The 22,979-nt window shown below is 74.5% G+C and carries 21 protein-coding genes and 1 pseudogene; 12 read left to right on the forward strand and 10 right to left on the reverse strand.

All coding sequences use genetic code 11. The features are described 5' to 3' along the window. A pseudogene (locus D7223_RS33840) lies at positions 1-192 on the forward strand (dipeptide/oligopeptide/nickel ABC transporter ATP-binding protein); the annotation flags it as partial. 48 nt (positions 193-240) lie between these two features. Here D7223_RS33840 and D7223_RS31950 read toward each other — a convergent pair. From D7223_RS31950 to D7223_RS31965, 4 genes are all read right to left on the reverse strand, one after another. After that, a complete protein-coding gene (locus D7223_RS31950) occupies positions 241-465 on the reverse strand; it encodes a hypothetical protein (RefSeq protein WP_120733353.1) in 225 nt (74 codons plus the stop codon). A gap of 48 nt (positions 466-513) precedes the next feature. Continuing rightward, the gene (locus tag D7223_RS31955) at positions 514-750 is read right to left on the reverse strand and encodes a preprotein translocase YidC (RefSeq protein ID WP_120733355.1); all 237 of its coding nucleotides are present in this window, start codon (positions 748-750) and stop codon (positions 514-516) included. A 140-nt stretch (positions 751-890) separates the two neighbouring features. Then, positions 891-1,769: a pentapeptide repeat-containing protein gene (locus D7223_RS31960; protein ID WP_120733357.1), complete on the reverse strand. Its 879-nt coding sequence runs from the start codon at positions 1,767-1,769 to the stop codon at positions 891-893. A gap of 178 nt (positions 1,770-1,947) precedes the next feature. Further along, entirely contained in the window at positions 1,948-2,352 is a 405-nt protein-coding gene (locus tag D7223_RS31965) for an SSI family serine proteinase inhibitor (protein WP_120733359.1), read from the reverse strand. 342 nt (positions 2,353-2,694) lie between these two features. On the opposite strand from D7223_RS31965, the gene D7223_RS31970 reads away from it, so the two are divergent. The 9 genes from D7223_RS31970 (at position 2,695) to D7223_RS32010 (ending at position 13,264) form a co-directional block, all read left to right on the forward strand. Then, a complete protein-coding gene (locus D7223_RS31970; protein WP_120733361.1) occupies positions 2,695-5,496 on the forward strand; it encodes a beta propeller repeat protein in 2,802 nt (933 codons plus the stop codon). Positions 5,497-5,521: 25 nt separating this feature from the next. Next, positions 5,522-6,379: a carbohydrate ABC transporter permease gene (locus D7223_RS31975; protein WP_120733363.1), complete on the forward strand. Its 858-nt coding sequence runs from the start codon at positions 5,522-5,524 to the stop codon at positions 6,377-6,379. Further along, a complete protein-coding gene (locus D7223_RS31980) occupies positions 6,376-7,707 on the forward strand; it encodes an ABC transporter substrate-binding protein (RefSeq protein WP_120733365.1) in 1,332 nt (443 codons plus the stop codon). Before D7223_RS31975 ends, D7223_RS31980 begins: the two co-directional genes overlap by 4 nt. Next, positions 7,704-8,762, forward strand: a complete 1,059-nt coding sequence (locus tag D7223_RS31985; RefSeq protein WP_120733366.1) for an ABC transporter ATP-binding protein — start codon at positions 7,704-7,706, stop codon at positions 8,760-8,762. Before D7223_RS31980 ends, D7223_RS31985 begins: the two co-directional genes overlap by 4 nt. Positions 8,763-8,803: 41 nt before the next feature. Continuing rightward, entirely contained in the window at positions 8,804-9,673 is an 870-nt protein-coding gene (locus D7223_RS31990) for a carbohydrate ABC transporter permease (protein ID WP_120733415.1), read from the forward strand. 70 nt (positions 9,674-9,743) lie between these two features. Beyond that, the gene (locus D7223_RS32930; protein WP_158610959.1) at positions 9,744-10,235 is read left to right on the forward strand and encodes a DUF5818 domain-containing protein; all 492 of its coding nucleotides are present in this window, start codon (positions 9,744-9,746) and stop codon (positions 10,233-10,235) included. 45 nt (positions 10,236-10,280) lie between these two features. Then, positions 10,281-10,907 carry a DUF1349 domain-containing protein gene (locus tag D7223_RS32000; RefSeq protein WP_120733368.1) on the forward strand — a complete coding sequence of 209 codons (627 nt, stop codon included), beginning with the start codon at positions 10,281-10,283 and terminating at the stop codon, positions 10,905-10,907. Between the two features lie 172 nt (positions 10,908-11,079). After that, positions 11,080-12,609 (forward strand): multicopper oxidase family protein, encoded by a 1,530-nt coding sequence (locus D7223_RS32005; protein WP_120733370.1) that lies wholly within the window; start codon positions 11,080-11,082, stop codon positions 12,607-12,609. A 52-nt stretch (positions 12,610-12,661) separates the two neighbouring features. Beyond that, the gene (locus D7223_RS32010; RefSeq protein ID WP_120733373.1) at positions 12,662-13,264 is read left to right on the forward strand and encodes an MBL fold metallo-hydrolase; all 603 of its coding nucleotides are present in this window, start codon (positions 12,662-12,664) and stop codon (positions 13,262-13,264) included. A gap of 4 nt (positions 13,265-13,268) precedes the next feature. On the opposite strand, the gene D7223_RS32015 is transcribed toward D7223_RS32010, so the two are convergent. Both D7223_RS32015 and D7223_RS32020 read right to left on the reverse strand, forming a co-directional pair. After that, entirely contained in the window at positions 13,269-13,961 is a 693-nt protein-coding gene (locus D7223_RS32015; RefSeq protein WP_120733375.1) for a B3/B4 domain-containing protein, read from the reverse strand. A gap of 64 nt (positions 13,962-14,025) precedes the next feature. Then, positions 14,026-14,640 carry a LysE family translocator gene (locus D7223_RS32020; protein ID WP_120733377.1) on the reverse strand — a complete coding sequence of 205 codons (615 nt, stop codon included), beginning with the start codon at positions 14,638-14,640 and terminating at the stop codon, positions 14,026-14,028. A gap of 126 nt (positions 14,641-14,766) precedes the next feature. Between D7223_RS32020 and pdxR the strand changes: the two genes are divergently transcribed. Both pdxR and D7223_RS32030 read left to right on the forward strand, forming a co-directional pair. Then, positions 14,767-16,233, forward strand: a complete 1,467-nt coding sequence (gene pdxR, locus D7223_RS32025; RefSeq protein WP_238162328.1) for a MocR-like pyridoxine biosynthesis transcription factor PdxR — start codon at positions 14,767-14,769, stop codon at positions 16,231-16,233. A gap of 74 nt (positions 16,234-16,307) precedes the next feature. Then, on the forward strand, positions 16,308-16,856 hold the full coding sequence (locus D7223_RS32030) for a hypothetical protein (protein ID WP_147252525.1): 549 nt from the start codon (positions 16,308-16,310) through the stop codon (positions 16,854-16,856). Here the strand turns inward: D7223_RS32030 and D7223_RS34070 are convergent. The 4 genes from D7223_RS34070 to D7223_RS32050 are packed head-to-tail and all read right to left on the reverse strand — an operon-like array spanning position 16,853 to position 22,918. Further along, positions 16,853-19,249: a tetratricopeptide repeat protein gene (locus D7223_RS34070; RefSeq protein WP_120733384.1), complete on the reverse strand. Its 2,397-nt coding sequence runs from the start codon at positions 19,247-19,249 to the stop codon at positions 16,853-16,855. The two genes, D7223_RS32030 and D7223_RS34070, sit on opposite strands and share 4 nt — an antisense overlap. Next, complete coding sequence (locus tag D7223_RS32040; RefSeq protein ID WP_120733386.1) at positions 19,246-21,009, reverse strand: ABC transporter permease; 1,764 nt, start codon at positions 21,007-21,009, stop codon at positions 19,246-19,248. Before D7223_RS32040 ends, D7223_RS34070 begins: the two co-directional genes overlap by 4 nt. Then, the gene (locus tag D7223_RS32045) at positions 21,006-22,313 is read right to left on the reverse strand and encodes an ABC transporter substrate-binding protein (protein ID WP_158610960.1); all 1,308 of its coding nucleotides are present in this window, start codon (positions 22,311-22,313) and stop codon (positions 21,006-21,008) included. Before D7223_RS32045 ends, D7223_RS32040 begins: the two co-directional genes overlap by 4 nt. Next, positions 22,310-22,918 carry an ATP-binding cassette domain-containing protein gene (locus D7223_RS32050; protein ID WP_147252524.1) on the reverse strand — a complete coding sequence of 203 codons (609 nt, stop codon included), beginning with the start codon at positions 22,916-22,918 and terminating at the stop codon, positions 22,310-22,312. The genes D7223_RS32045 and D7223_RS32050 overlap by 4 nt, the downstream gene beginning before the upstream one ends. Positions 22,919-22,979: the final 61 nt, after the last annotated feature.

A 22,979-nucleotide genomic window follows, 5' to 3' on the forward strand; every position in this document is an offset into this window, starting at 1 on the left:
TGCCGATTCCGTACCCGCTGCTGGAAAGCCCGCGACATCTGCGCCACCGAGGAACCCGCCCTGACGACCCGGGACGGCGGAACACAGTCGACCGCCTGCCACTTCCCGGAGAGCGGACCACTCGCCGGCACCCTCCCGCCGAAGGACGGCCGCGCCGCACCGGGTGGTGGTGCCACCGCTGCGCCGGGGTGAGGCCGGATGCGGGGCGGGCCGGCTCGGTGGGCCGGCCCGCCCTTGCGGTCAGCGGTTCGGGTCCACCGTGCCGGAGACGTCGTCCACGTCGTAGCCGGCGCGGCTGACCTCGCGGGCGGACCGCCGGTCCTCGGCCGGCTCGTCGGCGAAGTCGTCACCGGTGTCGTCCGTCGTGTGCAGCGACTCGCCGGGCGGCCGGAGCGACGCCTCCATCGCGGTCGCGCCGTCCGGCTCGTCGGTGTCGGCCAGGTCGAAACGCTTCTCATCGGTCATGACGCACTCCTGCCCCGCGGGGATGGTGGCAAACGAGGACCGGTGGCATCAGCCCGACGCGTCCGGGTGACCGGGCATACCGGAGCCGCCGCCGCTGCCGCCCGACGACCCGCCGGCCACTCCGGATCCGTCGTCCTCGGTGACCAGGTCGGGCGCGGCCGTCGTGTCGTCGGGCGGGGGCACCTCGGTGTCCGCCTCGACCTGGACCAGCGGGACCTGACCGGCCTCGTCCTCGGCGTGCTCCGGGTCGACCGGCAGCTCACCATCGCGTGCGCGATATCCCACGCCCGTGCCTCCCGTCGGTGAAGTCCCTGCGGCCTACCCGAGCCCCCGCCGCCGAAACGTGACCGCCGTGGCGGGCGGCACCAGGGTCGACACGAGCTTCGTCACATCGGGGTGTCGCGCGGCGCCGGGACACCCCGATGTCACGGACGTCGAGTGGATCTTCCGCGCCGGGCCGAACGCGGGGGAGGCGGACCGGCCGCAGCCCAGTGCGTCGGGCGGGTGTGGGTGGACCGCAGGACGGTGTGCCGGTCGCCCCGGGCGGCGTCGAGCTGTGCCTGGTGCAGGAACAGCGCGGCGGACAGGTCGGCCCCGCGCAGGTCCGCTCCGCGCAGGTCGGCCCCGGTCAGGTCGGCGCGGGCCAGGACGACCCCGCGCAGGTCCGCGCCGACCAGCAGCGCGCCGCGCAGGTTCGCCCCGCGCAGGTCCACCCGGCGCAGGTCGGCACCGAGCAGCACAGCTCCCCGCCGGTCCGGCCCGGGCGGGCCGCCGCGTTGCCGGGCGTGGTCGCCGGCCCGCGCCAGCAGGGGGTTCACCCGTCCCCGGTGGGCGTCGACGTCCAGCGCGCGCAACGTTTCCGGGTCCCCGCCGGCCAGCAGGTCGGTCTCGGCGAGCGCGGCGGCGAGGTCGGCGCGCAGCGGCGCGGGTGGGTGCAGGGCCAGTGCCTCGGTGAGGTACCAGAGCAGCTCGTGCAGCGGGCGTACCACGGCGAAGCTGTCGAACATCGCCTGCCCGGTGGCCGGGTCGTCCCGCCAGTCCCGCCCGCCGAACGTCACCCGCACGACCCGCTGCCCGGCTCCGAAGCAGTCGAAGACCGTGCAGCCGGGAAAGCCGCGGTCGCGCAGTTCGGGGTGGATGCCGCAGCGGGAGTCCGGCCGCAGGTTCGGGCAGGGCCGGCCGGCCGGCTTGTCGACGGCGAAGTCCGCCGAGGCGGCGAACGCCGGCGCCACACAGCAGAGGCCGGCGCACCGGGAGCAGTCGGCGCGCAGTTCACCGGCAGCGGGCGCGGCGCTTTCCGACATGCTGACCGTTTCTCCTGGGCTGCGGACCGACCTGGGCGGCCGGTCGGGGAGCACCATTGTCCTGCCTGCCCCCGGGGCCGCCGCCGGTCGGGGTGTCCCACCGGCGTGCGGGGGCGCGCCAGAGCGAGGTGGGGCCGTCGCGCGGCGTCCGGGGGAGCGGGCGCCGCGCGACGGACGATCAGAAGGCGAACAGCGTTCCGGTCTCGCGGAGCAGCTGACAGCGGTTGTCGAAGGTCTCGACGTACGACAGCGGGTGGTCGCGCCACAGGCCGACGGCCCGGACGGTCACCGGGGCGTACTCCAGGGTGCACAGCCCCGGGTCGACCGCCAGGGCGGCGAGGTCGCCGTCGACGGCGGCGACGTCGCCGCAGGCCGCCGCGGCGTGCGGGTGCCCGCCACCGGCCGGCTCACAGCGCAGCGCGGCGGTGCGCAGGCTGCCGTCGGTGTGCCCCACGACGCTGAGCAGCAGCACGGAGGTGGGTGCCGGACGGGGGGTGGCGGCGTGCGCGGCCGGCGCGGCGAGCGCGCCGGTGGCGACGAGGGTCGCCGTGGTGAGGGCGGCGATCCGCTGGGCGAAGGGCATGGTGTGTCCTTCCGTAGGGGCCCCGGGTGGGGACCGTCGGTTGGCGCCGACCGTCGTGTGGCCGGGCCGCCGATCACCCTAGGTGGACACTGTGAACCCGGAATGTCACCAACTGTTACGACGGCCCGGGTGCGCGCGCCCCGGCCGGTCGGGGCGCGCGTCCGACCGGGGCGCACGCCGCCAACACTTCGACGTATGCAAATTCCGCCATGCAGAAATGGATATCGACGCAGAGGATTGTGCCCCGGCGGGCCCTCTGCCATCCTCCTGCTTGGACGCAGCCAGCGACGGTCGCCAATCCGGGACGCCGCGCTGTGGTGACGCGTACCCGGGAGGAACCTCGTGAAGCGCAGACGTCGCCATCTCCTCGCAGGACTAGCGGTCGCCGCCCTCGTGGCGACCACCGGTGCCGCCGGAATCCATTTCACCGGCGCCGAGGTGCCGGCCGCCGCCGCCGTCGGTGACGGCGAGATGCCCGGCGCGACCGGCGCCCATCTGGAACGACTCCGCCAGGCGGTGCCGGGCAGCGACGGCATGTCGCCGGACGGCCCGGGCAGCGCCGCGCAGCAGGAGTTCCTGGAGCGCGCCTACCCCGCCGACACCATCAGCATCGCCCAGGTCGACCGGTCGAAGTCCGCTTACTCGTCCGCCGAGAAGCGTTTCCGCGGCAGCCAGCGCTGGACCAACGTCGGTCCCAGCGAGGCGCTGTACCCGTTCACCGAGTACCGCAACGCCTTCAACTACGTGCCCAACGAGTACGTCGCGGGTGGCCGGGTCACCTCGCTGGACGTCAGCCCCGACTGCTCCAAGCTGCTCTGCCGGGCGTACGCCACGCCGGCCGGCGGCGGCGTCTGGGGCACCCTGAACATCCTCGCCGCCGAGCCCAAGTGGTTCTACCTCGGCGGGCCGCTGGGCATCAACGCCGCCGGCTCGGTGAAGATCGACCGCAACGACCGGACCGGCCTGACCATCTACGTCGGCACCGGTGAGGCCAACACCTGCGCCTCCGGCTGCGTCGCCGGCGTCGGCCTCTACAAGTCCACCAACGGTGGCCTGACCTGGTCCGGCCCGCTCGGCAAGGACGTGCTGTCCGGCAAGGGCCTCGGCGAGATCACCATCAAGCCGGGCGACCCGAAGACCATCTACGTCGCCACCACCACCGCGCTGCGCGGCATGTCCAGCTCCTGCTGCACGGGCGTCACCCGCCCGGTGCCGGACGCGGAGAAGTGGGGTCTCTACAAGACCACCGACGGCGGCAAGAACTGGTCGTTCCTGCACAACGGCTCGGCCAACGCCGCCGACTGCACCGGCAGCGCCGCGGAGTACAACAACACCGCCGCCTGCTCCCCGCGCGGCGTGCGCTACGTCAAGCTCGACCCGAAGAACGCCAACATCGTGTACGCCTCCTCGTACGCCCGGGGTGTGTGGCGCTCGGCGGACGCCGGCGCCACCTGGACGCAGATCAAGGCGTCGCTGAACCCGGCGGTGTTCCAGACCCGGGCCGCGATCGACGTGACCGCGCTGCCCAACGGCAAGACCCGGATGTACGTCTACGAGGGCAACATCGGCAACCCGTACTCGCGGCTGTTCCGCAGCGACGACGTGGCCGCCGGCACCCCGACCTACACCGACCTGACCAGCTCCAACCCGGCCGACCCGGGCTACGCCACCTACAACCAGTGCACCGGCCAGTGCTGGTACGACGTGTTCGTGCACACCCCGGCGGGGCACCCGGACATCGTCTACACCGGCGGCTCCTACGTCTACGGCGAGACCGTCGCGCACAAGCGGGCGGTCATCCTGTCCACCGACGCCGGGGTCAGCGGCACCGACATGACCTACGACGGCACCGACGAGCTGCACCCGAACGGTCTGCACCCCGACCAGCACGCACTGGTCACCAACCCGCGCAACCCGTTCCAGTTCTTCGAGGCCAACGACGGCGGCATCATGCGCTCCAGCGGTCAGTTCGTGGACCGCTCGGCCTGGTGCGACAACCCGGACCGCAACTTCGTCGGTGCCACCGGCCCGGCACAGTTGGAGCGGTGCCGGCAGATGCTCTCGAAGATCCCGTCGAAGCTGGACGGCGTCAACAAGGGCATGACCACGTTGCAGTTCATCAGCCTGTCGGTGAGCCCGCACGACGTGAACCTGCTCCAGGGCGGCACCCAGGACAACGGCACCTGGGAGAACAAGGGCCAGCGCAAGCGCTGGGTCAACACCATGATCGGTGACGGCGGCGCGTCCGGCTTCGACGTGGCCAAGCCGGAGTTCCGGTTCCACACGTTCTACGACGCCACCCCCGAGGTCAACTTCAACAACGGTGACATCGGCAGCTGGATCTCGGTCTACGACGGCATCTTCGGCCAGACCGGCACCCTGTTCTACGCCCCGGTGATCAGCGACCCGAAGGTCAGCGGCACGATGTTCGCCGGCACCGCCCGGACCGCGTACCGCACCAAGACCTTCGGCCTGGGCGACCGGAGCATGGAGGAGGCCAACCGGATCTGCAACAGCTGGACCGGCACCTTCGAGGCCCAGTGCGGCGACTGGCAGGAGCTGGGCACCACCCGGCTCACCGACGCCGCGTGGGGCGACCGGGCCGGCGGCGCCGTCTCGGTGGTGGAGCGGGTCGCCAGCGACTCGTCCACCGCGTACGCGGCCACCAGCACCGGCCGGGTCTTCGTCAGCCGCAACGTGGACGCCGAGCCGGCCTCGGCGGTGACCTGGACCCGGATCGACAACGCCAGCACGCCGAACCGCTTCGTCACCAGCGTGCACGTCGACCCGACCGACCCGAGCCGGGCGTGGGTCTCCTACAGCGGGTTCAACTCGAACACGCCGGCCACCCTCGGCCACGCGTTCGAGGTGAAGGTGGACGGCGCGGCGGCGACGTGGACCGACCGGTCGTACAACTTCGGCGATCAGCCGATCACCGACCTGGTCCGCGACGACGTCACCGGCGACCTGTACGCCTCCACCGACTTCGGTGTGCTGCGGCTGGCCAAGGGCTCGACGAACTGGCTCAAGGCGGCCGGCGGGATGCCGAACGTCGAGGTCGCCGGGCTGACCATCGTGCCGGGCAAGCGGATCCTGTACGCCGCCTCGCACGGTCTCGGCGCCTGGCAGCTGAAGCTGAAGTAGGGCACACATCATCGGCACCAACCGGGTGAGGGGCCGCGCGAGCGGCCCCTCACCGCTGCCCGAGGCCGCCGGACGGATCTGGCGGACGCTCGGCGCGGCCTTCGTCCTGCTCGTCTTCGTCCCACCGCTGCTGCTGCTGGTCTCCGGCTCGTTCACCGAGCCCGGCTTACCGCCGTCGCCGACGCCACGGCTGGTACCCGACCCGGTGTCCACCACCGGCTACGTCCAGGCGCTGGAGCTGGGCGGCCTGCTGCGCGCCTCGCTCAACTCGCTGCTGGTGGCGGTGGTCGCGGTCCCGTTGAGTGTGCTGGTCGCCTCGCTCGCCGGGTTCGCGCTGGCCCGGGTCGCCGCCCGCACCACCGCCGTGGTGGTCGGGGCCACCCTCGTCGCGCTGATGGTGCCGGCCACCGCGCTGCTGGTTCCCCGTTTCGCGATCTTCCGTACGCTCGGGCTGACCGATACGCTGGTGCCGCTGATCGCCCCGGCGTTGCTGGGCACGTCGCCGCTCTACGTCCTGGTCTACTACCTGGCCTTCCGGGCGCTGCCGGCCGACCTCTACGACGCCTGCCTGGTGGAGGACCTCTCGCCGATGCGTACCTGGTGGCGGGTGGCGCTCCCGCTGGTCCGCCCGGTCACCGCCGCGCTCACCGCGCTCACCTTCGTGCTGACCTGGTCGAACTTCCTCGACCCGCTGGTCTACGTGTACGACCGTGACCTGTTCACCCTGCCGTTGGCGCTGCGTTCGCTGTCGGTGCTGGACCCGACGAACTTCCCGGTCTTCCTGGCCGGCGCCGTCGTGGCGACCGTGCCGGCACTGATCGTGTTCCTGCTCGCCCAGCGCCGTTTCCTGCACCACGACGACGATCCGAGGGGACGTTCATGAGGCCCAAGGCGCTGGTCGCCCTGCTGCTGTCCGCAGTGCTGGTGCTCACCGGCTGCGGCTCCGGCGGCGACGACTCCTCCGGCGACCGGGGCGGCCCGGTGAAGCTGCTGGTCTTCGGCGCACCGGAGGAGCTTGCCGCGTACCGGACGCTGCTCGACGCGTACGGCAAGGCCCGGCCCGGCGCCGACGTGCAGCTGATCGAGGCCAGCGACCGCAAGGACCTGCTGGCCCGGCTGGCGACCTCGGTGGCCGGCGGCGCACCGCCGGACCTGTTCCTGATGAACTACCGCTTCTACGGCCAGTTCGCCGCGAAGGGCGTCGTCGAGCCGCTGGACGAGCGGATCGCCGGCTCCGACGTGGTCGATCCGGCGGCCTACTACCCGGTGGCGATGGACGCCTTCACGTGGGGCGGCAAGCAGCTCTGCCTGCCGCAGAACGTGTCCAGCCTGGCGGTCTACTACAACCGCAGCCTCTTCCAGCGCTACGGCGTGCCGGAGCCGAAGGCCGGCTGGTCCTGGAACGACCTGGTCGGTACGGCGACCGCGATGACCCGCGACTCCCGCGGCTTGGTGATCAAGGGCACCGAGAGCGAGGGCGCCGCGCAGCGGCCGGTCGTGCACGGCCTCGGCGTCGAGCCGTCGATCATCCGCCTCGCGCCGTTCGTCTGGTCGAACGGCGGCGAGATCGTCGACGACCCGGACAAGCCGACCCGGCTGACGCTGGACACCCCGGCCGCCCGGGAGGCGCTGAAGAACCTGGTCGACCTGCGGCAGGCGTACGGGGTGGTGCCGACCGACGAGGAGGTGGAGGCCGAGGACGACGAGTCCCGCTTCGCCAACGGCCGGCTCGCCATGCTGATGACCTCGCGGCGGGCCACCACCAACTTCCGCACCATCACCGGGTTCGAGTGGGACGTGGCCCCGCTGCCGGTCTACCAGAAGTCGGTGGGGGTGCTGCACTCCGACGCGTACTGCATGACCCGCGGCGCGAAGAACAAGGACGCCGCGTGGCGGTTCCTCGAGTACGCCATCGGGGAGGAGGGCCAGAAGATCATCGCGGCGACCGGGCGTACCGTGCCGTCGCACATCGCCGTGTCGCAGTCGCCGGTGTTCCTCGGCCCGGCGCAGCCGCCGCGCAGCGCGAAGGTGTTCCTCGACGCCATCCCGACGGTGCGGGCACTGCCGACGGTGTCCACCTGGCCGGAGATCGAGGACCTGACCTACGGCATCCTGGAGAACGCGATGCACCGGGGCGACAAACTTGACGACGTCGTGCGGGATCTCGACCAGCAGACCCGGCCGTTGTTCGCGCGCGGCGAGAACGGGTGAGCGGGCCCGATCCGGGCGGCCTGGTCCTGGACGGCGTCTCCGCCGCCTACCGGGGCACCCCGGTGCTGCACGAGGTCGACCTGACCGTCGACCGGGGGGAGCTGCTGGTCGTGCTCGGCCCGTCCGGGGCGGGCAAGTCGACGGTGCTGCGGGTGGTCGCCGGCCTGGAACCGGTCACCGGCGGCCGGGTCCGCATCGCCGGGCGGGACGTGACCGGCAGTCGCCCCGGCCGGCGCAACGTGTCGATGGTCTTCCAGTCGTACGCGCTGTTCCCGCACCTGAGCGTCGCGGAGAACATCGCCTTCGGCCTGGAGGTGCGCGACGTGCCCCGCCGGACCGCCCGGGAGCGGGCCCGCGCGGCGGCCGAGTCGGTCGGCTGCGCCGCCCTGCTGGACCGTCGCCCCGGGCAGCTCTCCGGTGGGGAGCGGCAGCGGGTGGCGCTGGCCCGTGCCCTGGTCCGCGAGCCGGACGTCTTCCTCCTCGACGAGCCGCTGTCCAACCTGGACCTCGCGCTGCGGGTGGAGATGCGGGCCGAGCTGCGCGCCCTGCACGACCGGCTGGGCGCCACCATGGTGCACGTCACGCACGACCAGACCGAGGCGCTGGTGCTCGCCGACCGGATCGCGGTGCTCCGCGACGGGCGGGTCGAGCAGGTCGGCACGCCGGACGAGATCTGGCGTACCCCGGCGACCCGTTTCGTCGCCCGTTTCGTCGGCTCCCCGGCGATGAACCTGCTGCCCGCCGACGGCCCGGTGCGCCCCCGCGGCGACAGCCCACCCGGTGCCCTGGTCACCGACACCGGCCGGCTGGAGATCGGGTTCCGGCCGGAGGCGGTCACCCTGGACGCGGCCGACGGCGCCCCGGCCACCGTGGACCGGGTGGAGGTGGTCGGCGAGGACGCCTACGCGTACCTCACCCTCGCCGGCGGGGAGCCGGTGGTCGCCCGGGTCCCGGCCGTCCGCCGTCCGCACCGCGACGACTCGGTACGCGTCGGCGTGCGCTGGGCGGACACGCACGTCTTCCACGCCGCCACCGGCCTGAGGTACCGCCCATGAGTGTGCGGCCGGACGCCCGTTCCCGCCGCCAGTTGGCGCTGATGCTCACGCCGTACCTGGTGGGTCTGGTCGGGTTGGTGCTCCTGCCGGCGCTGGTCACGCTCGGGCTGGCATTCACCGAGTACGACCTGTTGCGCCCGCCGACCTGGGTGGGCCTGGACAACCTCACCGCCCTGACCGACGATCCGATCTTCCGGGTGGCGCTGGTCAACTCGCTGGTGTTCGCGCTGGTCGCGGTGCCGCTGCGGGTGCTCGTCGCGCTGGGGCTGGCGCTGCTGCTGCACCGCCGCGCCCTCGGTGTGGGCAGTGCCCGTGGTGCGGCCCTGCTGCCCACCGCGGTGCCGGAGATCGCGTACGGCCTGCTCTGGCTCTGGTTGTTCAACCCGCTGTACGGGCCGATCAACCAGTTGCTGCGCACCGGCGGCGAGAACGGCCTGACCGTGCTGGGCCGTACGCCGCCGCAGTGGCTCACCGACCCGACCGACGCCCGCGCGGCGATCATCCTGATGAGCCTGTTCACCATGGGGGAGACCTTCGTGGTGTTGCTGGCGGCCCGCCGGTCGCTGCCCCGCGACGTGTACGAGATGGCCGCCCTGGAGGACGCCACCGGCTGGGACGTGTTCCGCCGGATCACGCTGCCGCTGATGGCGCCGGTGCTGGCCCTGCTCGCGGTCCGCGACGTGGTGGCCAGCCTGCACTTCACCTTCGTGCCGGCGTTCGTGGTGACCGACGGGGGACCGCCGCCGTACTCCACCACCTACCTGTCACTGTTCGTCTACCAGACCGGCTTCGAGTACCTCCGCTACGGCTACGCGGCGGCGGCGACGCTGGTGATGATCCTGCTGACCGTGGCGGCGGTGGTCGTCCAGTGGCGGCTGTTCCGCCGCTACCGGGGCTTCTACCGGCTCTAGTAGTACGGTGCACGGACAGACGGGAACCGGCGGGCGTTCCCGTCCGTCGGAACGGGACGGAGGTGTCGCGATGCGTCGGGTTCCGCTCCTGCTGGCCGCCATCGGCCTGCTCTGCTGGCTGACCGCCTGCTCCTCGGCGCCGCAGCGCTCCGAGTCGTCGCCCGGCACCTCGCCGCCTCCGTCCGGGTCAGGGCCCGTGGTGCCGCCCTCGGCCGGGTCGACCGGGTCGCCGCCGGTCTCCGTTCCGCCGCCCCCGGCCGCCTCGACGGTCCCGCCGGAGGCAACCGGCGGGCCGCCCGGCGCGCCGCCGACCACGGCCGGCGAGGTGCCCGGCCCGCTGCCGTTCGGCAACCGGACCCTGACCGGCACGGTCGAGCGCGCCGGGGAGTGCACCGTGCTGGTGGTCGGTGCGCGGCGCTGGGCGCTGACCGGCGACCCGGTGGCGGCCCTGCGCCCCGGCAGCCGGGTCACCGTGCGGGGGGCCGTCACGCCGATGCCCGCGTCCTGCACGGACCCGGAGCTGACCCAGGCCGTCGCGGTGAACCGCGTCGAGCCGGCCTGAGCGGGCCGCGCCGTCCCGACCATCTCGACGACCGACGGAGACGACATGACCCACGCCTGGACCGTGCCGGGCCTGCCGTTCCCACTCACCCCGTCCGCCGAGCAGGCGTGGACGGTCTCCGCGACGTCGCCCACGGTGACCGCCGTGGCGGCACCGCGCAGCGACATCTTCATCGACCCGGGGGCGGACGACCAGCACGACGCCGGGTCGACGCTCAACGCGCCGACCCTGCTGGGCGTACCCCCGACCGGTGACTTCCAGTTCAGCGCGCGGGTCACCGTGGAGTTCGCGGCGAGCTTCGACGCCGGCGTGCTGCTGCTGTGGTTCGACGAGCGCCACTGGGGCAAGCTCTGCTTCGAGCTGTCCCCCGACGGCGAGCCGATGATCGTCTCGGTGATCGCCCGAGGGGTGGCCGACGACGCCAACGCCTTCGTCGTCGACGGCCGTACGGTGTGGCTGCGGGTCAGCCGGATCGGCCGCGCCTTCGCCTACCACGCCTCGGTGGACGGGACGACCTGGCGGATGATCCGCTTCTTCGCCCTCGACGGCGGCGGCGCGCCCTGCTCGGTCGGGTTCGAGGCGCAGTCGCCGACCGGCGACGGCTGCGCGGTCACCTTCGACGACATCCACTTCGCCGGTGAGCGCCTCGGCGACCTGCGCGACGGCTCGTGACGCGGGTCCGCCCACCGGCCACCCGGGTGTCCCCGTACCCCCTGGGGAGTCCTTGCCCGCAGCCGGCGTACGGGTGATCCCGGAGCGGCCCCGGAAACCACCGCGCCGCCCTGGCCGCCGGACCGGATAGGAAGGGAGGCTACTGGTACCGACCCACACCGGAGGTACCACCGTGGCGACCCGACGCCGACCCCTCGTCCGACTGCTCCTCGGCGTGCTCGCCGTCGTCCTCGTCCTGTGCGCGGGCGGGGTCGCCGCAGGCGCCTGGGTCTTCACCCGGCCCGGCAACGACACCGTCGGCGAGGTGGACTTCGTCCGGCCGCTGGCCGTACCGCCGCTGGCGCCCTCCCGGATCGACGGGCAGGGCCGGCGGGTGTTCGACCTGCTCGCCCGCGACGGGCAGCGCGACTTCCACGGCGACGGCCGGACCACCCGGACCGCCGGGTTCGACGGCGACTACCTCGGCCCGACGCTGCGGGCGAAGCGCGGCGAGCGGGTCGCGGTGAACGTCGTCAACCGGCTCGGCGAGACGACCAGCGTGCACTGGCACGGCATGCACCTGCCGGCCCGGTCCGACGGCGGTCCGCACCAGATGATCCGTCCGGGCGCCACCTGGTCGCCGACCTGGACGGTGGACCAACCGGCCGCGACCCTCTGGTACCACCCGCACCCGCACGGCAGGACCGAGGAGCACGTCTACCGGGGCCTGGCCGGCATGTTCCTGCTCGGCGACGACCGGGAGGCGGCTCTGCCGCTGCCCCGCCGCTACGGCGTGGACGACGTGCCGGTGATCGTGCAGGACCGCTCGTTCACCCGCGCCGGCCAGTTCACCAAGACCCGGAACTCGATCTCCAGCATCGGCGTGCTCGGTGACACGCTGCTGGTCAACGGCACACTGGGTCCCTATCTGGACGTCACCACGTCCCGGGTCCGGCTGCGGCTGCTCAACGCCTCCACCGCGCGGGTCTACTCCTTCGGGTTCTCCGACGGCCGGCCCTTCGACATGATCGCCGGCGACGGCGGGTTGCTGCCGCGTACCGCCCGGCTGGACCGGCTGCGGCTCTCGCCCGGCGAGCGGGCCGAGATCGTGGTGACCGTCCGGCCGGGGGAGCGGGTCACCCTGCGCAGCGACGGCCCGGACCTGGGCGCGGGGGCGCTGGCGGCCCGCTTCGCCGGTGGCCGGGACCGCTTCGACGTGCTCCAACTGCGGGCCGCCGACACCCTCGCGCCGTCGCCGGAGGTGCCCGTCGACCTGGTGCCCGCCGACCGGCTCGACCCGGCCTCGGCCGTCACCACCCGGCGGCTGGAATTCCTCGGCCGGGGCGTCAACGGCCGCTCGATGCGGCTGGACCGGATCGACTTCGCGGTCACCCGGGACACCACCGAGGTGTGGGAGGTGGAGAACGTCGACGGCACCCCGCACAACTTCCACGTCCACGACACCCAGTTCCAGGTGCTGTCGGTCGGCGGCGCGGCCCCACCGCCGGAACTGAGCGGCGACAAGGACACCGTCTACCTGGCGCCCCGGCAACCGGTACGGATCGCGCTGCGCTTCACCGACCACAGTGATCCCGACGTGCCCTACATGTACCACTGCCACCTGCTCTGGCACGAGGACAACGGGATGATGGGCCAGTTCGTGGTGGTCGCCCCCGGACAGTCGCCGGGCCGCCCGCCCACCGGACACGCCGGCCACGACTGATCCGCCTCGCGCGGGGCGGCGCGGCCCGGGCGTCGGCGCGTACTTTCGGCGGGTGCTGATCACCAAGTTCACCCACTCGTGCGTCCGTCTCGAGCACGACGGCGGCGTGCTCGTGGTCGATCCCGGCACCTGGAGCGAACCGCGGGCGCTGGCCGGCGCGGACGCCGTGCTGGTCACCCACGAGCACACCGACCACGTGGACGTGCTGCGGCTGGCCGGCCTCGGCGTGCCGGTGTTCGTGCCGCGCGGCGCGCGCCTGCCCGGTCCGGTCCGGTTGCCGGTGAGCGAGGTGCGGGCCGGGCAGACGTTCACCGCCGCCGGCATGGCGGTGACCGCGTTCGGCGGCCGGCACGCCACCATCCACGGCGGGCAGCCCGACTGCGCCAACCTCGGCTACCTGGTCGCGGACGCGGTATACCACCCGGGGGACTCGCTGCACCGGCCGGACCGGCCGGTGGACACCCTGCTGGTGCCCGCGCAGGCGTCCTGGCTGAAGCTCACCGAGGCGATCGACTTCGCCGTCGCGGTCGGCGCGCGCCGGACGTTCCCGATCCACGACGCGCAGCTCAACGAGCGGGGCCTGAGCAGCGTCAACGGCTGGTTCGGCGAGACCGTGCCCGGCTACCGGTTCCTCCCGGTGGACGGGACCGGCTGACCGCTCAGACCTCGAACCGGGGCCGGGCGGCGGTCAGCACCGCCGTCCGGGACCCGGCGCCCCAACCCCGTTGAAGCGCGTCGGTCAGGTCGTCGAGCAGGGCCGGCACGTCGCGGTCCGCGCGGTCGTGCAGCGCCTCCACCACGATAAGGATCCGCGTGGTGTCGTCCCGGACCGCGGACCAGCCGCTCTGCCGGTTGGTCCACCGGCGGGCGTGTGCCCGCCCCTGGTCGTCGGCGAAGACCACCTCGTCCGGATCGGGGTGCTCCTCGGCGCCGCCGAAGGTCAGGTACCGCTCGTCACCCCGGGCGTGCCGCACCACCAGGCCGTCACCGATCAGGTCGGCGTCGAAGATCCCGACCGGGATCGCGTACGCCACCGACAGCGCGTTGCCGAGGTCGACCAGCGGATGCACCGCGGGCAGGTCACCGGCGGTGCGCAACCGGCGCAGCAGGGACTCGGCGGCGCACCGGTAGCGGGTCGGCGCGAGCCCCATCCGGGTGAAGGCGCGCCGCCACGCCTGGATCTGCGGCAGGCCCGCCTCGCTGCCGCCGGTCAGCCGCTTGCGGGCCTCGTCACGCAGGTCGGCCAGCGGCAGGTCGACCCGCGGTGCGCCGCCGACACCCTCGGCGTACAGGACGCCGGCGACGAGGGTCGGATGCGCGGCGCGGAGGCGGTCGGAGTGCTGGAGGTACACGGTCGGTGTCCTTTCGGTGGCCCCGGTTCGGGGCGGTCGCTTTCGGAACGGGCGGGTAGTGCGCTCACGCCTCGGCGCGGGCGAGCAGCAGGCCGAGGGCGAGGAACGAGCCGGCGAAGCCCCGGCGCAGCCAGTCGGTGACCGCCGGCCGGTCCAGCACGTGCCGGCGCACCGCCGCCGCGCAGAGCCCGTAGACCGCGAACGCGACCAGGGTGGTCAGCATGAACACCCCGCCGAGCCCGATCATCGCGGGTACCGCGCCCGGCCGGCCCGGCGCGACGAACTGCGGCAGGAACGCGACGAAGAAGACGGTGACCTTCGGGTTGAGCAGGTTCAGCAGCACCGCCGAGGTGAACACCCGGGTCGCCGACGCCGGCGGCGGGCCGTCGGCCACCACGAGCGACCCCCGGTCGCGCAGCGTCGCCACCGCCAGCCAGAGCAGCAGGTACGCCACCCCGAGGTACTTCAGCAGCCCGAAGGCGACCGCGCTGGAGTGCAGCAACGCGGCCAGCCCGGTCGTCGCCGCGAGCAGGTGCGGCACGATGCTCACCGTGCAGCCGAACGCGGCGACCAGGGCGGCGCGCCGGCCACCGGTCAGGGCGGCGGAGAGGGTGAAGATCACCCCGGCGCCGGGAGTGAGGACCACGACGAGGGTGGTCACCAGGAAGGCGATGGTCACGGGGCTCCTTCGGTCGGTACGTGTCCCGCTCACCCTGCTTGACATGATGGTCCAATGAGCAGGGCCAAAGCAGCACGTCCCGAGCAGACCATAAAGCGAAGGAAGGGCCCCTTGTTAACGCCTGGCGTGGTAAAAGGGTCCCTTCCTAACGCCGGGTCGGACTTCCTGCACCTGGACATCGCGTGCGCCCCGGCCGGCGGTCGGGCGGACTGGCTGGCCGGGCAACTGCGCGCCGCCGTGGCCGACGGTCGGCTGCCGGTCGGCGGTCGACTCCCCGCCAGCCGGGTGCTCGCCGCCGACCTCGGTGTCTCCCGGGGCGTCGTCGTCGAGGCGTACCAGCGGTTGGCCGAGGAGGGGCACGTCGCCGGCCGGGGGCGGGGCGGCACCGTCGTGGTCGCCGCGCCGGCCGTACCGTCGCCCGACCCGCCGGCCGCGCCCGCGCCGGCCGCGGCGTTCCCGCCGGCGCCGGGCACCGACATCTTCGACGCGGTACGCGCCGCGCCCGCGCGGATCGACCTGACGCCCGGCGTACCCGACCTGGCCGCCTTTCCGCGTGCGGACTGGCTGCGCGCCGAACGGACCGTGCTGCGCCGGTTGGCCGCGTCGGACTTCGGCTACGGCGACCCGTGCGGCGCGCCCGCCCTGCGCCGCGCGGTGGCCGACTGGTTGGCGCGCAGCCGGGGCATCGCGGTGGACCCGGTCGAGGTGATCGTCACGACCGGTGTCTCGCAGGCCCTCGGGCTGCTCGCCCAGGCGCTCCGCCCGGCCGGCGTCACCACGGTCGCGGTGGAGGACCCCGGTTCCCTCGGGGTCCGGCAGCACCTGAACAACTGGGGGGTGCGGACCCCGCCGGTCGCGGTGGACAGCGCCGGGTTGCGGGTCGACGAGCTGGCCGGCAGCGGTGTCGCCGCGGTGATGCTGACGCCGGCGCACCAGTTCCCGACCGGCGTGGTGCTCGACGGTGAGCGCCGCCGGCAGCTCATCGGGTGGGCCCGGGCCGGCGGCCTGGTGATCGAGGACGACTACGACGCCGAGCACCGGTACGACCGGCCGCCGGTGCCGGCGCTGCGCGCCCAGCTGCCCGACCAGGTCTGCTACGCCGGCAGCGTGTCGAAACTGCTCGCCCCGGCGCTGCGGGTGGGCTGGCTGCTGGTCCCGGCCCGGCACCGGGACGCGGTGGTGGCGGCCAAGCGCAACGCCGACCTCGGCAACGCGGTGCTGCCGCAGCTGGTGCTCGCCGAGCTGATGACCTCCGGCGCGCTGGAACGGCAGCTGCGGCTGCTGCGCCGCCGGCACGTCCGGCGGCGCGACGCGATGGTCGACGCGGTGGCCCGCCACCTGCCCGGAGCGCGGGTACACGGGGCGGCGGCCGGGCTGCACCTGATGCTGACCCTGGACACCGCCGTGGCCGACACCGACCTGGCCACGGCCGCGCTGGCCCGCGGGGTGAAGGTGCAGCCGCTGTCCTGGCACTGCCAGCGGCCGTACCGACCCGGCCTGGTCCTCGGGTACGCGGCCAGCACCGCGACCGCCATCGCCGAGGGCGTTGCCACGGTCGCCGCCGCCCTGCGCGACCTCGGCGGGCCGCACTGATCGGGCACCGTCTTGTGTGGACAGCGCGGCCGTGGTGGGTTTGGCCCGGTTGGCGGGCGGTAATCAACACCCCCATGGCGACGGGGGCGACGCCGGACGAGGTCCGGTTCGGACGATCACGGGCACGCGTGCTGCGGCACTACGCGATCTGGACGCTGCCGGCCCTGCCGGTGTTCGCCGTCCTCACCGTCGTCTTCGACACCGCCTGGTACTCCCCGCTGCCGTACCTGCTGCTGATGCTGTTCAGCCTGGCCGGCCCGTACGCGCGACTGAGCCGGGAGAACGGGCTGCCGCTGGTGGTCGGCCGGGACGAACTCCGGCTGACCCGCCGCGACGGCACCGAGTTGGCGGTCGACTGGGCGGACCTGGCGGTGGCCGAGGTGCGCGGTCGCCTGCACCACCTTCTGGTGGTGGAGGTCGCCGCGCCGGAGCGGACCCGGCCGCCGCTGGGCCGCTGGGAGTGGGCACGGCTGGTCGCCCAGGGCAACGGCGGCCTGTCCGGCATCCAGCGCCCGCACGAGATCCACGTGTCGCTGACCGGACTGGAGCCGGGCGTGGACCGGCTACGGGAACTGCTGGCCGCGCGGACGGACGCCGTCGCGGACGGCACACCCGCCGCCTAGGACAGTACGGCGATCAGCCGGTCGTCGGCCGCCGCCTGCCCTTCGGCGTCGCCCGCCTCCTCGCACACCACGGCCGCGTCCACCCAGTGCCGGCGTGCCTCGCCGGGGTCGCCCAACGCCGCCGCCGCGTCACCGAGGTGCAGCAGCGTGCGGCCCAACCCGGCGGTCGGCCGGTCCCCGCGCAGCCGCCGGCTCTCGGCCAGCATCTGGTACGCCGCGCGCACCTGCCCCTGCGCCGCCGCCGGGGACGCCGTCGCGATCGAGGTCGCCGTCGCCAGCAGGATGGCCCCGGCGTTGAGCAGCGCGGCGGCCCGGTTGGTCGGGTCGGGCACCGACTCGTACTCGCGCAGCGCCGCCCGCCACGCCTGCGCCGCGTCCAGGTGCTCGCCCATCCCGTGGTGCACCAGGACCAGGTTGGTCAGCGCGGCGGCGTACCCCCGGGCGTCGCCGAGGGCCCGGAACGTGTTGGCGGCCCGCACGAGGTGGTGGTGGGCGGTCTCCAACTCCCCGCGCCGCAGCCGGGCGGCGCCCAGCCCCAGGTGGGTCAGGGCGAGCCCGGCCCGGTCCGCGCCGGAGCGGTGCCGGCGGGACAGCTCCAGGTGCTCCACCGCGTCGTCGAGCTGGCCCAGGTCCAGCAGCACCAACCCGAGGTTCATCCGCGCCTGCGCGGTGCCCCGCCGCCCGCGCTCCGCCACCGCCAGGCTCAGGGCGGTCGCCGCGCCCTGCGGGTCGCCCCGGCGGCGGCGCAGCACGCCCAGTTCGTTGTGCGCCCAACCGGCGATCTCCGGCCGGTCGTCGGCGGTGGGGGTGAGCAGCACGGTGCGGCACACGTCCTCCCACTCGGCGAGCCGTTCGGCGTGGGCGAGCCAACCGCAGACCGCCACGGCCAGCCGGAACCACCACCGGCGTACCCGCCGGGGCAGCGTCTCCGCCGCCCCCCTGGGCACCCGGACCACCGCCAGCAGCAGCTCCTGGTGCAGGTTGAACCAACTCGCCGGGTCGTCGCCCAGCGCCAGCGTCGGTTCCCGATCCGGTGCGGAACCCGCCATCACCAGCGCCGCGGCGTGCCGTTCGGCGCGGCGGGCCAGGTGCCGGGTGAGGCGGGTCTGCGCGGCGACGCGCCGCCGCACCGGATCCGCGTCGCGCAGGTGCATCCGCGCGTACGGGGCCAGCAGGGCGCGTACCTCGTAGCGGTCCCCGGACGCCCCGTCGACGAACCCGCCGGCGGCCAACTCGTGCAGCAGCGTGCCGACCTGGTGCATCGGCCGGTCGGCCAGGGCGGCGATGGTCGGGCGGTCCAGCGGCACCGGGCTCAGCGACATCAACCGCCACAGCCGGCGGGCCTCGGCGCCCAACGCCTGGTAGGCGGTGTCCCGCCCGGTCACCAGCAGCGTCGCCGGGGAGACGGCGATCTGCTGGTGCGGAGGTGTCTCGACGGCGCGGCGCAGGGTCTCCAGCACGTCGGCGTGCCGCCAGCCGTGCTGTGCCGTACGCCGGCCCAGCTCGGCCACCGTCCGGGGCTGCCGCCCGCACAGGTCCACCAGTGCGCGTACGGCGGGGTCGGTGCGCGGGTCCGGCCGGTGCGGCCGGGCGACCGCCGCGGCGTCCCCGGCGGCGGCGAACAGTTCCACCGCGTCGTCGGTGTCCGGCTCGACCAGCCCGTACGCGGTCACCCCGTCGAGCGCGGCCGTCCCGGCCAGCAGCAGCCGGCAGGTCCGGGCGGTCGGCGGGAGCAACGGTTGGACCTGGTCCGGATGGTCGACGTTGTCCAGCACCAGCAGGATCTCGCGACCGTCGAGCTGCCCCTGGATCTGGTGGGCGGCGTCGGCGAGGTCGTCGGCGCGGGCGGAGGCCGGCGGCCGGGAACCCAGGATCCGGGCCAGGTCGGTCAGCACCTGCCGGGCCGACCGGGCCTGGCCCTCGCGGCGCAGGTCCAGGTAGTAGAGCCCGTCCGGGAAGGCGTCCCGGCACAGGTTCGCGGCCTGGATCGCGCAGGCGGAGGTGCCGACCGCCCGCCGGCCGACCACCGCCACGGCGTGGTGCTCGCGCAGCGCCTCGACGATGGCCGCGACGTGGCCGGAACGCCCGGTGAAGCCCGACGGCCAGGGCAGCGTGGGCGCACCCGGCGCGGTGGTGGTGACCGGCTCGTCGGCCTCGGCCGGACGCTGCCGCTGCCGCCGCCACTCCACCAGCACGCCGCCCACCAGGCCGAGCACGATCACGGCGGCGCTGGCCGACCCGAGCTGCGTCTGGGACAGCTCGGTGAGCAGGTTGCCGGTGACGTTGCCGAGCACCGCGCTGGCCGTGCCGCCGACCACGCCGGTGGCGGCGAGCAGCAGGCTCAGCCGTCCCGGCCGGCGGGAGCGGCGGGGCGACGGCTCCGGGTCGGTCATCGCACACCTCCGGCCACCAGGCCGGCGACCAGATGCCGACGGGCCAGCACCACCAGCAGCACCGGCAGCACGGCGGCGATGACCGAGCCGGCGGCCAACTCGCCGCTGTTGGCCGCGAAGCCGCGCGTCTGGCCGGCCAGGAACAGCCCCAGCGGCACCACCCCGGGGCCGCTGAACAGGAGGCCCACCACGAGGTCGTTCCACACCTGCACGAACTCCAGCACCGCCACCGCGATCACCGCCGGCCGGTTGTGCCGGGCCAGCAGCCGCAGCGTCCCCCACCAGTGCCGTCCGCCCACCCGCGCCGCGCGGACCTGTTCGGCGGGCAGGTCGGCGAAGGCGTTGCGCAGCACCAGGACGGCGAACGGCACCCCCAGCGCGAGGTGCACCAGCGCCAGGCCGCGGGTGGTGCCGGAGGACAGTGCCACCCCGAGAACCTCGTTGACCGGCCCGGCGATCACCTGCACCGGGACCACGCAGGCGGCCATCAGCATCAGCCCGGTGGCCTGCGCCGGGGGACCGGTCAACCAGGCCAGCGGGTACGCCGCCAGCAGCGCCACCACCAGGACGCCCGCCGTGACCACCAGGGTCAGCACCAGGGTGACGACCAGGGTGCGCCACAACTCGTCACCGCCGAGCAGTTCGGCGTAGGAGGCCAGGCTCGGCGGCGCGGACCACCACGCCCGGGTCGCCGCGTCGACCGGCGTGTGCAGCGACGTCGCGACCAGCACGCCGAGCGGCACCAGCCAGGCCAGTGCGGCGGTCGCCGCGAGCAGCCGGACCACCCGCCGCGGCGGCGGGTTCGCCGGTCCCGGTGCGGCCGACGCCTGCCGGGGCGGCGGCGGCCACGCCTGCCGGACGAACAGCGCCGCGAGCAGGACCCCGGCCAGCACCGCCAGCAGCCAGACCACCCCCAACGCGGCGCCCTCGCCGGTGGTGACGCCGTTGGACGTCTGCCACACCCGCACCGCCAGCACCGCCGCCTCGTCCCGCACCGAGCCGGGGGCCATCACCAGGATCAGGTCGAAGGTACGGCTGGTGCCGACCGCCACCAGGGCGAAGACCACGGCGGCGGTACGCAGCAGCAGGGGCCGCCACTGGGCGTCCCACAGCACGTCGCGGCGGTTGCCGCCGAAGGCGCGCACCGCGTCGGTGAGGCTGGGCGGGACCGCGTCCAGGGCGGCCCGGAACACCAGCACCGCCAGCCCGACCCAGGCCCACACGAACGCCGACATCAGCGCCACCGTGACCAGTCGCGGGCCGAGCAGTTGGGGTGCCTCGGCCAGCGACCGGCCGGTGAGCCGAGCCGCCACCATGGTCACCAGCCCGCGCTGCGGGTCCGGTTCGTAGAGCAGGCGGAAGGTGACCCCGGTGACCACCAGCGGCACCGCGATGGGCACCACCAGGATGAGCCGGACCAGGCCGCCCTCCTGCGACCGGCGGGAGGCCGCGGCCAGCAGATAGCCCAGGACGGTCACCACCGCCGGCACGACCAGCGCCCAGAGCAGCGTCCGGGCGACCACCGCGCCGGTGCCCGGGGCGGCCAGCGCGGTGCGGAAGTGCGCCGCGCCGACCCAGCGGCCGTCGGTGGTGACGCTGGCGTGCAGCGTCCGCAGCACCGGCCAGGCCAGCAGACCACCGAGCAGCAGCGCCGCCGGCACCAGCAGCGCCGTGGTGGCCCCGGCCGCCGGGTACGCCCGACCTCGCCGGGGTGGGCCCACGTCGTCCAGGACGGCCGGTTCGCCGAGGATCCGGGTCATCGGCCCCCTCCCGCCGACCGGGCCGCCGCCGCCAACTGGCCGGTGGCCCGCCGGACCGCCTCGCCCGCGGCCACCCCGCCGGTGACGTCGGCGAAGAAGTCCTGCATGATCCGCCAGATGCCCACCCCGTCGGACCCGGTGAACGGGCCGGGCAGCTGGTCGGACAGGTCGAAGCGGACCGCTTCGGCGGCCCGCAGGTCGGCCGCCAGGTCGCGGCGCACCGCGTCGCGGTAGCTGTCCAGTGGCACCGACACGTCGGGCGACAGGTAGCCGCCGGCGTCCAGCCACGGCCCGAACACGGCACCGTCGCTGAGCCAGCGCACCAGCTCCGCGCCCCGTTCCGACCCGGCGAAGACGACCGCCGCGTCGCCACCGACGATCAGCGGGCGGTCGGCCCGGCGGGCGCCGGGGAAGCGGAACGTCCGGGCGGCCTCGCCGGCGGCGAACTCGCGGGCCGTGTCGGCGACGAAGTCGGCCTCGAACACCATCACCGCGCGCCGGCGGTGCACGACGTCGATGACCGAGTCCTCGAACTGGGTGAGCAGGGCGCGCCGTCCGCCGCCGGGGAAGGCGCCCGCGACGCTCCACAGCTCGGCGAGCCGGTCCAGCGCCGCCCGCACCTGCGGGCTGCGCCAGTCGGCCTCGCCGCGGGCCAGCGCCGCGTAGAAGCCGGGTCCGGTCACGTCGGCCAGGACGTTCTCGAACCAGTCGGTGAGCACCCAGCCGTCGGCCGCGCCGACGGCCAGCGGCGCCGGTCCCGCGCCCCGCCGGGCGAGTCCGCCGAGCCGCCGGGTCAGCTGGACCAGCTCGTCCCAACTGCGCGGCGGCTCGGGGAGCCGGGACGGCAGGTGCCAGAACAGCGACTTGTGTGCCGCCTTGACCCAGACCCCGTACCGTCGGCCGCCGGTGGACAGCAGGTCGGCCATCCCGACCGGCGGCGCGTAGCCGCTGGACGGGGTGACCTCGCGCAGCCAGCCCCGGCGCGCGTACTCGACGACCAGGCCGGGGCGGGGCAGGATCGCCACGTCCGGGCTGGTGCCGGCGAGCTGCCGGGCGCGCAGGAACGCGTCGATGTCGTTGCCGGCGGTGACCACCCGCACGTCACCGAACCCGGCCACCACCCGACGGAAGTTGGTCAGCTCGCCGCCGCCCCACACCACCGCCACCTGGATCGACGGCCCGGTCCGACCGCAACCGCCGGCGAGCGTCACGGCCGTGGCCGCGGCGGCCCGCAGCAGGGTACGGCGGTCCCACCGTGCGCCGGCCGCCGGCCCACCGGTGACGGCCACCCGCCGCCCGGTCACGCCGCCGCCCGCACGGCCACCGCCGCGTCCGCCGCCACCGTGGGATCGGCGGTGCACACCAGCACCGCCGCACCCGGCGTGTCCGGCGGGGTGACCCGGTCGACCAGGTCGGCGAGCCGGCCCCCGCCGGTGATCGTGGACGGGAGGTCGACCACCAGCACCTCGGGCAGGCAGGCCACCGCCCGGGCCAGCGCCACCCGGAACCGTTGCGCCTCGGACAGCAGGTGCGGCCGCAGGTCCAGGGTGGGGGCCAGCTCGAGCCGGTCCACCACGGCGGCCGTCCAGTCGTCGACGACCTCCCGGACCCGCTCCCGGCGCCGCCACCCGTACGCGATGTTGCGCCGGACGGTCAGGTGCGGCAGCAGCGCGCCGCCGGCCGGCACGTAGCCGATCCGGCGACGTGCCGGCGGCAGGGCCGTCACGTCGCGGTCGCCGACCAGGACCTGCCCGGCGGTCGGCGGGGCCAGCCCGGCCACCACCCGGGCGACGGCGGTGCCCAGCCGGGCCGGGGCGACCACGGCGGCGGTGGTGCCGGCAGGGACGTCCACAGTGATCGCGGCGGTGTCTCCGAGGGCGACGAGTGCACACAGGCGTAGCGTGGCCATCACCTCCGGTGACCGGTGTCGTCGCCCCCAGGGTGGCACATCACGGCGACAGTCGATGACC

Origin of the sequence: Micromonospora endolithica (assembly GCF_003626595.1) — a bacterium.
GTDB lineage: Bacteria > Actinomycetota > Actinomycetes > Mycobacteriales > Micromonosporaceae > Micromonospora > Micromonospora endolithica.